Source organism: Tropicimonas sp., assembly GCF_047971885.1.
Classification (GTDB): domain Bacteria; phylum Pseudomonadota; class Alphaproteobacteria; order Rhodobacterales; family Rhodobacteraceae; genus Tropicimonas.
In genome coordinates, this window is the sequence record NZ_JBKEAE010000122.1 from 1 (window position 1) to 11,098 (window position 11,098).

The following is an 11,098-nucleotide window of genomic DNA, read 5'->3' on the forward strand; positions in this document are numbered from 1 at the left end:
GCCGGTGCGCGAAATCAACTGGCTGGGTGACGAACCCTTCGTGTCGCACCCCGAACAGGAGATTTCTGTCCGGATCCGCTCGACACGACCGCCGCGCGCGGCGATCCTGCGCCCCACCGGCCCGACGACGGCCGAGGTCGAACTGCTGACACCCGAGGAAGGCGTATCGCCCGGTCAGGCCTGCGTCTTTTATCAGACCGGCGGCAGCCGGGTTTTCGGTGGCGGCTGGATCTGGCGTGGCTGAGCCGTCGCGACCCGGCCGACAACAGGGACGAGGGAGATCATGGCGCACAAGGTAATCATCATCGGTGGCGGCTATATCGGCTCGGAACTGGCGCAGGCGCTCGATCCGGTGGCCGAGGTCACGCTGGTCGAGCCGCGCGCGGCCTTCGTTCACGTTCCGGCGACGATCCGCGCGGTTGCCCTGCCGCAGGTGCTCGACCGGGCGATCCTTCCCTACGACCGGCTTCTCGGGCGCGGACAGGTGCTGCGCGCGCGCGCCCGCGCGGTGGGCACATTCGGCGTCCAGCTCGACGACGATCGCATCCTTCCGGCCGATTTCGTGGTTGTCGCCACCGGTTCGGGCTATGCCGCGCCATTCAAGCCGGCCGGGGACAATATCGAATCGCTGCGCGGCACAAGCCGCAGCGCCCATGCGGCGCTTGTCGCCGCGAACCGTGTGGCGATTGTCGGCGCCGGGGCGGTGGGCATCGAACTCGCCGGCGAGATAAAGGCGGCGATGCCGGCCAAATCCGTGACGCTGATCTCGGAAACAGCACAGCTTCTGCCCGACTACCCCGCCCGGCTGGGCCGGGAGCTTGGGCGCAAGCTCGACCTTCTGGGTGTGGAGGTGATTGCCGGGCATCGGGCCGAACGGCTTTCCGATATGCGTGCGCCCTTTGCCGGCGATCTGACGCTCGACGACGGGCGTATCGTCGCGGCCGATCTGGTCTTTCCGGTCATCGGCGCGCGCCCGGTGACCGACCTGTTCCAGACCCTGCCCGACGCGCGGTTTGCCCCTGACGGGCGGGTGCTGACCGACAACTGGATGCGCCCCTCGTCGTTGCCCAATGTCTTTGCCGCCGGCGATGCGGCCGCGAATGGCGACGCGATGACCATTGTCGGCGCCACCCGGCAGACACCGTGGCTGGCGCGGACCCTCAAGGCGCTGATCGCGGGCCGGCAACTGGGGCAGTTGCCGGGCTACAAGCCGTGGCACAAGCCGCCGATCCTGCTGCCGCTCGGCGAATATCTGGGCAATTCCTATCTGCCGGTCGGGGTTGTGGGCAACGGTCCGACCCGGCTGCTCAAGGGCAGGTCGCTCTTCATCCCGAAATACCGCAAGCAGTTCGGCCTGAACTGATCACCCCGGCAGCGCGTCGAGCACCGCCCGCGCGGCACGTAACCCGGGCGCCTCCTGCCCCCGGCCCAGCCGCTCCATCGTCACCCGCATCGCATCGATCTGCGCGGCAGGATCTGCCAGAACCCGTTCCAGAGCCGGCGCCAGAAGATCGGGCCGGCAACGGCTGGCAAGGAATTCAGGAACGGCGCGCGTTTCCGAAACAAGATTGACCAGCGTCACCGTATCGACCAGCAGCATGCGCTGGACATAGACCCGGCTGATCCAGGCACCGTCATAGGCGATCACCATCGGTGTGTCCGCCGCCGCCAGTTCGAGCGAAACCGTACCCGACGCGGCAAGCGCCACATCGGCCGCGGCAAAGGCGGCCCGTTTTTCGGCCAGCACTCCGTCCGGGCCCTGATCGCGCGGGTCGAGCAGGATCGGCGCGCCGGGCCAGCCGGCAATGGCCGCGGCCATTATCCCGGCCCGCGCCGCGACCGTCGGCACGACGATCCGCGCCTCCGGGCGCGCCTGAATGAAACGGCGTAACGTCTCCCCGAAGACCGGCGCAAGCTTTGCGATCTCGCCGCGCCGCGAGCCCGGCAAGGCCAGAACCAGCGGCGTATCCGGGGCGATGCCGTGCGCGGCGCGAAACGCCGCCGCCTCGGCCGGGCTTGCCTGGCGTTCGGCCACAACCGGGTGGCCGACAAAATCGCAGCGCATCCCCGCAGCCTCCATATAGGGTGGCTCAAAGGGCAGAAGTGCAAGCACCTGATCGATGTCGGGCGCCATCTTTTTCGCCCGCCCCGGGCGCCACGCCCAGACCGTCGGCGCGACATAGTGGACGGTGTGCTGGTCGGGGCGGCGCCTGCGCACCTGCCGGGCCAGCCTGAGCGAGAATTCCGGCAGGTCGACGGTGATCAGCGCGTCGGGCGCGAACGCCACCGCATCTTCGGCGGTCTGGTTGAGCCGACGCCGCAAATGGAGGTATTTCGGCAGGATTTCCGCCAGACCGGCCAATGTCAGCTCCGACATCGGGAACAGGCTGGTCAGCCCTTCGGCCTCCATCAGCGGACCGCCGACCCCGCGAAACTCGACATCGGGGCAAAGCGCGCGCAGCCCGGCCATCAGCGCGGCCCCCAGCTTGTCGCCCGAAGGCTCGCCGGCGAGCAGGAAGATCCGCATCAGCCCCGCTCCGGCGCGCGGACCCACAGGTACAGCCCCGCCGCGTCTGCCGCGGCAACGGTTTCCTTCAGGTCGAGAACCAGCACCCCGCCCGCCTCGATCACCACCCCCCTGAGACCCGCCGCGACCGCACCTGCAACGGTGCCGGGGCCGATGGCGGGAAGATCGACACGGCGGTCCTGCGTCGGTTTCGGCGCCTTGTAGAGCAGCCCGCCCCCGGGCAGACCGTCTCGCCGGCCGGCGAGCGAGGCCAGCATCCAGTCGGTTCCCGGCATCGCCTCGATCGCCAGCGCCTGACAATGCGCCACCACACAGGCCTGCCCGACATCGGCCTGCCCCATCGCGGCGACGATTTCCGCCCCGCGCGCGGCATCCGCCCGGTCGGATGCGTCGGGCCTGGCCCGCGTCAGCACACCGGCATCGGGCAACAGCGACGGCATGATTTCCTGCGCGGCGCGAACCTTCATTCCGTTCTCCTCGAACAACTCCAGCACCGCCCGCAGTGCACCATCATCCCCCTGGCGCAGCGCGGCGACAAAACGCGGGATCAGCGGCAGGGAGGCCAGACTGAGCCGCAACGGGTTCAGCCTGGGTCGCCGGATACCGCCGGCAAGGCAGACCTCGTCCACACCGCGCCGGCGCAATTGACGCACCAGAGAGCCGAGCGTTTCGAGCCGGAAGACGATATCGGGCGCAACCGGCCCTGGTGGCGTGTCGTGAAAGGCGCAATAGACCAGCCCCCGCCCCTCGCGCCGGACCTGACCGGCCAGCAGTTCCGGCAGACGCCCCCGCCCCGCGATCAAGGCGAGCACGGCCGCCTACTCCGGCATCATGAAGTTCCGGTCGGTATCGCCGGTAATGAACTCGACAACCGCCCGCACATATGCGTTCTCGGTCCCGGCGCCAAGCCTTTGCGCGCGCTGCTGGAACGTCCCGTCGCCCGACGCCAGTTCCCTGTAGGCGGCGCGCAATTGCTGGATGTCGCCCTTGTCGACGCCGCGCCGCTTGAGCCCGATCAGGTTGAGCCCGATGACGTGGCTCGACGGCGCCTGCACCATGGCAAAGGGCATCACGTCCTTTTCAACCTTGGCCAACCCCGAGATGATCGCGCCGCGGCCGATCCGCACCCACTGGTGCACGCCGGAAATGCCGCCGACGATCACGTCGTCGTCGATCTGGCAATGCCCGGCAACACCGACATTGTTGACCAGGATCACCCGGTTCCCGACCCGGCAATCGTGCGCCACATGCACACCGGCCATGAACAGGCAGTCGTTGCCGATCAAGGTGATGCCGCCGCCGCCCTCGGTGCCGGGGTTGATGGTCACATGCTCGCGAATGCGGTTGCGCGCACCGATCACAAGCCGCGTATCCTCGCCATGATATTTCAGGTCCTGCGGGATCTCGCCCAGTACCGCGAAGGGAAACACCACCGTGCCCGGCCCGATCTCGGTATTGCCGGTGACAACGACATGCGACTTGATCTCGACCCCCTCGCCCAGCACGACATTCGGACCGATGACAGCAAACGGGCCGATAGCGACCCCGGGGCCGATTTCGGCGCCTTCATCGATTACCGCGCGGGGATGAATCCGTGCCGTCTCGTGAATGGCCATCGCTCAGGCCTCCTCGTCGGACTTGGGAAACTGCAGCATGGCAGAGAACTCGGCCTCGGCCGCCAGTTCCCCGTTCACGATGGCCCGCCCGGCGAACCGTCCGATACGCGAGCCGGCACGCTTGGTGGTGACGTGAAGCTCCAGCAGATCGCCCGGCACGACCGGGCGGCGGAACTTGGCCTTGTCGACAGTGGTGAAGTAGATCATCAGCCGCTGTTCGACACCGCGCGACATCCCCGTCAGGATCGCCGAGGTCTGCGCCATCGCCTCGATCACCAGAACGCCGGGCATGATCGGATGACCGGGGAAATGGCCCTGGAAATGCGGCTCGTTGAAGGTAACCATCTTGATCCCCACCGCGCTCTGGTCGGGTACGATGTCGCGGACATGATCGACGAACAGGAACGGGTAACGATGCGGCAGGATTTTCTGAATGGTCGCATAGTCCGCATGCAGCAGCGGGGTCTCGGTTTCTGTCATCTGCTAGATTGCCTTGGCTTCGTGTTTCGGGCGCGCCCGCGTTGCCAAGCGTCCTACACGGCAGGCACCGCTACGGCAAGCGGACAAGGGCGCCCGGGCCACCCCTGGCCAGCGGTCGCGCCGGCTCTACTCGGGCAGCGCGGTACCGGGCGCTGGCGCGGCACCCTCGGCCGGCGGGGTATCGGGCGCGGTGGTCTCTTCGGGCGCCTCGGTGCCGGGGACAAGCGATCCGCCATCGCCGAGCAGCGCATCGATCCGCGCGATTGCCCGGTCGGTGATGTCGATCCGGTCGGAAGCCAGGATAACCGCACGCTCGTCGAGGATCGCCACCGCGCCGCTTTCAATGACCAGATCGGTCAGCACCGGCACGATCCGGGCGTTGAATTCGGTACGGGCCTGATCGCGGTTTCGTTGCAGGATGCGAATGCGGGCGTCCTGCCCCTCGCGCATGCTGGTGACCTTCTCGTCGAAGGCGTCCGCCAGCATGCGGAACTCCGCCGGCGGCAGGGTCTTGCGCTTCTCGGTCAGATCGCGCTCTTCGTCGGTCAGTTGCGCCGTCAGTTCGAGGTTGAGCGCGGCAAGCTCGCTCGATTGCGCCTCAAGCTCTTCCAGCACCCTTTGGCCGTAAAGCGACTCGGCAAAAAGCCGCTCCTGATCGAGCGTGACGATCTGCGCCGGCGCAGCGGATTGCGCCGGCACCGCCTGCTGCGCGGGTGCCAGCCCCGCCCCGAGCAGTGCCGCAGCGGCAACCAGCGCCGCAAGTGCGGAGCGCGCCGGCGCCTTCATCAGAACCGCGTCGAAACGGTGAACTCGAAGTTTTGCGGTTCGTCGTAGGATTTCATCGCGACCGGTTGCGAGAAGTTGAACCGCAACGGCCCGAGCGGCGTTTCCCAGAACAGCGAGACGCCCACCGACGAACGAAGATAGAAATCGTCATCCACCGGGTTGTTTCCGTCAGGCCCGCCGCTGGTGTTGTCCAGGCTCCAGACCGATCCGACATCCCAGAAGACACCGCCCAGAATGCCGTATTCCTCGGGCAGGCCAAGCGGGAAATCGGCCTCGAACCGCGCCACGGCGAAGTAGTTGCCGCCCAGAACGTCCTCGTTTTCGACGTTGCGGTCGCGGACACCGGCGCCGTTGGGCTCGAAACCGCGGATCTTGTTCGAAAGCTGATAGCGTTCGATGATCCGGCTGTCGCCACCGTAGAAGGCGATCGCGCCCGCTTCCAGTTCGGCGCGCAGGGTGATTTCCTCGTTCCAGATCGCCTTGCGCGCCCTGGCAAGCGCCTCGGTCTGGATGTAGCTCGCATCATCGCTGCGGTAGCCGAAATCCTGCCGGAACTGCAACTGGATCCCGGCCGTCGGATCGAGCCCGCCGGAAAGCGTGTTGTAGCTGAAGGTATAGCCGACCGCCCCGGCAAACAGGCCCTCCTCATCCTCGTCCTTCCTGACGATGTACGATGAATCCTCGTCGACGTCGAACACCTTGCCGTAGCTGGCATTCGCCCGCAGCGCCAGACGCGTGTAATCGCCAAGCGGGAAGCTGAAGCTCGGCTCGAAAAGGCCGCGGTCGGAGTTGTAATAGGCGTTGTCGTGATCGGTCGTCCGGTAGAACGTGTTGATCCCGAAACCCACATCGCGCCCGAGGAAGGACGGCTCGTAGAAATCGAAAACGAAGGTGGTGGTCGAATCCGTCGCCCCGGCCTCGAAGCGCAGTTGCTGGCCCCGCCCGAGGAAGTTCCGCTCGCTGAAGCTCAGGTTGAGGCCGACGCCGGTGTTGGTGCCGTAGCTTGCGCCGAAACCGATCGCACCGGTCGGCGTTTCCTCGACGTTCACGTCAACAACCACCTGGCTCGCGCCCGCGCCCTCGCGCGGCTCAACCTGCGTGTCGGCGAAGAAGCCGAGCGCGCGGATGCGGTCGGCGGCGGCGCTGATCTCGCGCGGGTTGAAGGGGTCGCCCTCGACCGTCCGGAACTGGCGCCTGATCACCCGGTCGAGCGTGGTGGTGTTGCCCTCGATGTCGATCCGCTCGACAAACAGATGCGGCCCTTCGGTCACGACATATTCGACGTTGATCCGCTGGTTCCGGTTGTCGCGCGTGATGCGCGGCTCGACCCGGATGAAGTTCAGGCTTTTCTTGACCGCCAGCCGTTCGAGCCGGGCGATATCGACGTCGATCGGCACCGGCGAATAGACGGCCCCCGACCGCAGCTTGACCGCCTTGCGGAAGTCCGAGGTATCGAGCCCGGCGATGGTGGAACTGACCGAGATGTTGCCGAAGCGGTAGCGCTGACCTTCCTGAACGTTGAAGGTCACCTGCCAGCCGCGCCGGTTGCGATCGAGCTCGGAGGCGACGCTGAGAATGCGGAAATCGATGAAGCCGCGCGAATGGTAGAAATCGGTCAGAAGCTGCTTGTCGAGTTCGAGACGATCCTCGACCAGCGTGTCGTTCTGGAACAGCAGGCGCAGCGCGCCGGCCTGCTTGGTGGCCAGAACCCGGCGCAGACGTCGCTCCGAATAGCTGCGGTTGCCGACGAAGGACAGGCGCTCGACCTCGCTCACCCGCCCCTCGGTCACTTCGAACACCAGATCGACGCGGTTGTCCGAACGGCGGATCACCTTGGGCGTCACGGTTGCGGCAAGCCGCCCCGACTGACGATAGGCGTCGGTCAGCTTGGCGGCGTCGGCCTCGGCCACCGAGGGCGAGAATACCCGGCGCGACCGCGAGCCGATAAGCTCCATCATCGCCTCGTCGTTGAGCCTCCGGTTCCCCTCGAAGGCGATCTGGTTGATGGTCGGATATTCCTGAACATTGATTTGCAGGGTGTTGCCACGCGGCACCAGTTCGACCTTTTCGAACAGGCCGGACCCGGCGATATTCTGATACGCATCGTTCAACTGGCCGGCGCTGACGGTCTGGCCGGCACCGATTCCCGCATAGCTGACAATGGTCGAGGTATCGACCCTTTCGTTGCCGCGCACGTCGACCCGCGAGAAGCTGTAGCTCTGCGCGTCGGCGACCAAGGCAAAAAACCCTGCGGAAACAAGCATCAGGGCCGACAGGGATGTCGCCGTCCTGCTGGAAATGCCGGTTTTTCTGCTCGTCCGGGCGTGCTCGATGATGCCGTCCGTTTTTCTTGTCTTCATGCCGACGCTCCCCGAAAGCGCAAATGTCCAACTCGTTGGGGCTTTGCTACCGGGGATCGAATATCTTGTCAAAACTCCATGTCGTCCCGCCATCATGTTGATCGGGCTGCAAACGGCGCCGCATGGGCCGGCGGCCGGTTCCGCGCCGGCGTTCCGGCGCAGGACGGATCAGGGGCAGAACAGATCGTTGCCGAGCGCAAAGACCATCAGCGTCAGCAACAGCGCCAGTCCCACCGACATCAGCACCCGCATCGCCCCGTCGCTTGGCGGGTGTCCGGCCACCGCTTCGTAGGCGTAGAACACCAGGTGCCCCCCGTCGAGCACCGGAATGGGAAACAGGTTCAGCAGGCCGACCGCCGTCGACAGGACCGCGATGAACCAGACGAAGTTTCCCAAGCCCTGGCTCGCCGCCGCGCCGCTGGTTTCGGCGATGCCGAGCGGCCCGCGCAGGTTGCACGACGAAATCGCCCCGGTGATCATGTGCCACAGTCCGGAAAGCGAGGATTTGGCGATGAACACCGTCTGGTCGACGCCAATCCGCAGCGCCTCGAACAATCCCGGCGATTCGGTTACCGGGGTGAACATCAGGCCGCCGGTCATTCCGATGAGCCAGCGGGTCTCGAACCCGCCGTCGGCGTCGGGCACGTCGACCCGGCGGGCGGCAAGTTCGGTTTCGATCACCTGTCCGTCGCGCCAGATATCCAGCCGCAGCGGCCTGCCACCGGAATTGCTGACGACATCCTGCAACTCCCCAAAGGCCATGACGGGCTGCCCGTCGATGGCCGTCACCAGATCGCCAATCTCGATCCCGGCATCCATCGCCGCCGATCCGGGCTGCAACCCCTCGACAAGCGGCGGGAAGGGGTAGCGCCCGGCAACCGTTTCGGTCCGCCCGCCCCGGTCGATACGGTAATCGACCGAAGGCGCGACGGGCAGATCGCGGATTACCTCGTAGAACGTGGCCAGATCGGGCGTCCCGGCCCCGTTGACGGCAAGTATCCGGTCGCCCGGCTGAAGCGACGCCTCGCCCGTCGGCAGCGCGCGCAGGTCGCCGACCTCGACCGGCTCCTTGGCGACACCCTGCCACAGCACAACGGCGGCGAAAAGCAGGATCGAAAGGATGAAGTTGAACAACGGACCGGCAACGAGCGTCGCCGCCCGCGCCCAGAGCGGCGCGCCGTGCAGCGTGTGCCGACGCGTTTCCTCGTCGAGCGCCTCATAGGCATCGGTCGCCTTGTCGCTGGCGCCGCTCGCGTCGCCCAGAAACCGGACGTAGCCGCCAAAGGGAAGCGCGGCCACCTGCCAGCGGGTACCGTGCCGGTCGGTGCGGCTCACCAATGCGGGACCCATGCCGATCGAAAACACCTCGGCATGGATGCCGGACCAGCGGCCGACGATGTAATGCCCGAATTCGTGAACGAAGACGATCACGCTCAGCGCGACCACAAAGGCAGCGGCAGTCCAGAGAACCCCCCCGAACTGGGGAATCAGCGTTGCAATATCCATAGGTCTCAGGCGTCCGTTCTGATCTGCGCCACGACCTGTGCGGCGCGTTCACGGGCCACATGGTCAGTTTCCATGACCTGATCAAGGCCCATCCGGTCACATTTCAGGGCATTTTCGCGATGCATGGCCTCAAGCGTCTCTTCGACGACCGCGGCCATGTCGGTAAAACGAATCTCGCGCGCCAGAAACGCATCGAGCGCCGTTTCCTTGGCGGCGTTGAAGGCGGCACCGGCAAGGCCGCGCAGGCGCATCACCTCACGGGCGAGCCGCAGGGCCGGCCAGCGGGTCTCGCTGGCCTCGCGAAAATCGAGCCGGCCGATCCGCACCAGATCGAGCCGCTCGACCGGCAGCGCGCGGCGCTGCGGATGGTTGAGCGCATAACCGATGGCATGGCGCATGTCGGGCGGCCCCACATGAGCCATAAGGGCGCCGTCCCTGAACCCGACCAGCGCATGCACAAGCGATTGCGGGTGGACCACCACCTCGATCTGTTTTGGCTTAATGCCGAAATATTCATTTGTTTCAATAAGTTCCAGCGCCTTATTGAACATGGATGCCGAATCCACCGTGATCCGCCGGCCCATGTCCCAGTTGGGGTGCGTTGCCGCCTGCTCCGGCGTGGCGCGCACCAGATCCTCGATCGGCCAGTCGCGGAACGCACCGCCCGACGCGGTCAGGATCACCCGCTCGACAGCGGCGATATCCTCACCCGCCAGCGCCTGAAAAACCGCCGAGTGTTCGCTGTCCACCGGCAGAACGGCCGCATCATGGGCGCGCGCAATCCGCAACAGCAACTCACCGGCGCAAACCAGCGACTCCTTGTTGGCAAGCGCCAGAGTGGCACCCTGCTCCACGGCGGCGAGCCCGGGCCGCAACCCGGCAGCGCCGACGATGGCGGACATGACCCAGTCGGCCGGTCTCCGGGCTGCCTCGACCAGCGCCTCCGGTCCGGCGGCCGCTTCTGTTCCACTGCCTGAAAGACGATCGGCAAGTCGTTGTTTAAGATCGGGAACCGCCGTTACCGCAATCTCGGCGTCGAGCGCTATCGCCTGTTCGGCCAGACGGTCGACATTGTGCCCCCCCGACAACGCGACGACCCGGAACTCACCGGGCGCACGCGCGATCAGATCGACGGTGTTTTCACCAATCGAACCGGTCGATCCGAAAATCGAGACGCGCCTCATATCCGCACCTCGGGCACGTCGACCAGCAGCGACACCAGCAGCACGAACAGCGACGCGCCAAGCAGACCGTCGAACCGGTCGAACAGCCCGCCATGACCGGGGATCAGCGACGAGCTGTCCTTGACCCCCACTCTGCGCTTGAGCGCGCTTTCGCTGATGTCGCCCATCTGCGATGCGAACGACAGCAGTACCGAAATCCAGATCAGGTCGCGCCCGGCATCGGTGAAGGTCAGGAAGATCGCGCCAACCAGCGCCGAACCGATCCACCCGGCCAGAATGCCGGCCCATGTCTTCTTGGGGCTGATCGCCGGCCAGAATTTTGGTCCGCCGATGGCGCGCCCGGCAAAATACCCGGCCACATCGGTCACCACGACAACGGCCACCATCCAGAACAGCCAGGTTCCGCCATAGGTGTTGCGTGCCATCACCAGCCCCCAGCCGGCAACCGTGATGCCGAAGGCATAGAGGAAAAACGTCAGCTTTTCCCTTGGCATGGCGGCCGCCCCGACAAGCGCGGGAACGAACAGCAGCAGCAGATGCCAGTCGGGCCGCTGCGACAGCAGCCCCGAAATGACCGAGGCGCTGAACGCCGCCAGCAGCATCGAGCCGACATCCCAGCCCGGCCGGATCATCCGCGCA

The 11,098-nt window shown here is 66.1% G+C and carries 11 protein-coding genes; 2 read left to right on the forward strand and 9 right to left on the reverse strand.

The window, feature by feature from the left end:
- The coding region (locus ACK5IR_RS10115; RefSeq protein WP_416928484.1) for an aminomethyltransferase beta-barrel domain-containing protein at positions 1 to 244 on the forward strand (244 nt) is incomplete at its 5' end.
- Positions 245 to 283: 39 nt separating this feature from the next.
- Entirely contained in the window at positions 284 to 1,363 is a 1,080-nt protein-coding gene (locus ACK5IR_RS10120) for an FAD-dependent oxidoreductase (protein WP_416928486.1), read from the forward strand.
- On the opposite strand, the gene lpxB is transcribed toward ACK5IR_RS10120, so the two are convergent.
- The 9 genes from lpxB to ACK5IR_RS10165 form a co-directional block, all read right to left on the reverse strand.
- Positions 1,364 to 2,527 (reverse strand): lipid-A-disaccharide synthase, encoded by a 1,164-nt coding sequence (gene lpxB / locus ACK5IR_RS10125; protein ID WP_416928488.1) that lies wholly within the window; start codon positions 2,525 to 2,527, stop codon positions 1,364 to 1,366.
- Positions 2,527 to 3,339, reverse strand: a complete 813-nt coding sequence (locus ACK5IR_RS10130; RefSeq protein ID WP_416928490.1) for an LpxI family protein — start codon at positions 3,337 to 3,339, stop codon at positions 2,527 to 2,529. The genes lpxB and ACK5IR_RS10130 overlap by 1 nt, the downstream gene beginning before the upstream one ends.
- A 6-nt stretch (positions 3,340 to 3,345) precedes the next feature.
- On the reverse strand, positions 3,346 to 4,143 hold the full coding sequence (gene lpxA / locus ACK5IR_RS10135; protein ID WP_416928492.1) for an acyl-ACP--UDP-N-acetylglucosamine O-acyltransferase: 798 nt from the start codon (positions 4,141 to 4,143) through the stop codon (positions 3,346 to 3,348).
- A 3-nt stretch (positions 4,144 to 4,146) separates the two neighbouring features.
- Positions 4,147 to 4,623: a 3-hydroxyacyl-ACP dehydratase FabZ gene (gene fabZ / locus ACK5IR_RS10140; RefSeq protein WP_416928494.1), complete on the reverse strand. Its 477-nt coding sequence runs from the start codon at positions 4,621 to 4,623 to the stop codon at positions 4,147 to 4,149.
- A gap of 126 nt (positions 4,624 to 4,749) precedes the next feature.
- Complete coding sequence (locus ACK5IR_RS10145) at positions 4,750 to 5,409, reverse strand: OmpH family outer membrane protein (RefSeq protein ID WP_416928496.1); 660 nt, start codon at positions 5,407 to 5,409, stop codon at positions 4,750 to 4,752.
- Complete coding sequence (gene bamA, locus ACK5IR_RS10150; protein ID WP_416928498.1) at positions 5,409 to 7,769, reverse strand: outer membrane protein assembly factor BamA; 2,361 nt, start codon at positions 7,767 to 7,769, stop codon at positions 5,409 to 5,411. Before bamA ends, ACK5IR_RS10145 begins: the two co-directional genes overlap by 1 nt.
- Before the next feature lie 168 nt (positions 7,770 to 7,937).
- On the reverse strand, positions 7,938 to 9,275 hold the full coding sequence (gene rseP / locus ACK5IR_RS10155) for an RIP metalloprotease RseP (RefSeq protein ID WP_416928500.1): 1,338 nt from the start codon (positions 9,273 to 9,275) through the stop codon (positions 7,938 to 7,940).
- A gap of 5 nt (positions 9,276 to 9,280) precedes the next feature.
- The gene (gene dxr / locus ACK5IR_RS10160; RefSeq protein WP_416928502.1) at positions 9,281 to 10,459 is read right to left on the reverse strand and encodes a 1-deoxy-D-xylulose-5-phosphate reductoisomerase; all 1,179 of its coding nucleotides are present in this window, start codon (positions 10,457 to 10,459) and stop codon (positions 9,281 to 9,283) included.
- A partial coding sequence (locus tag ACK5IR_RS10165) for a phosphatidate cytidylyltransferase (protein WP_416928504.1) occupies positions 10,456 to 11,098 on the reverse strand: 643 nt, incomplete at its 5' end. The genes dxr and ACK5IR_RS10165, both read right to left, overlap by 4 nt.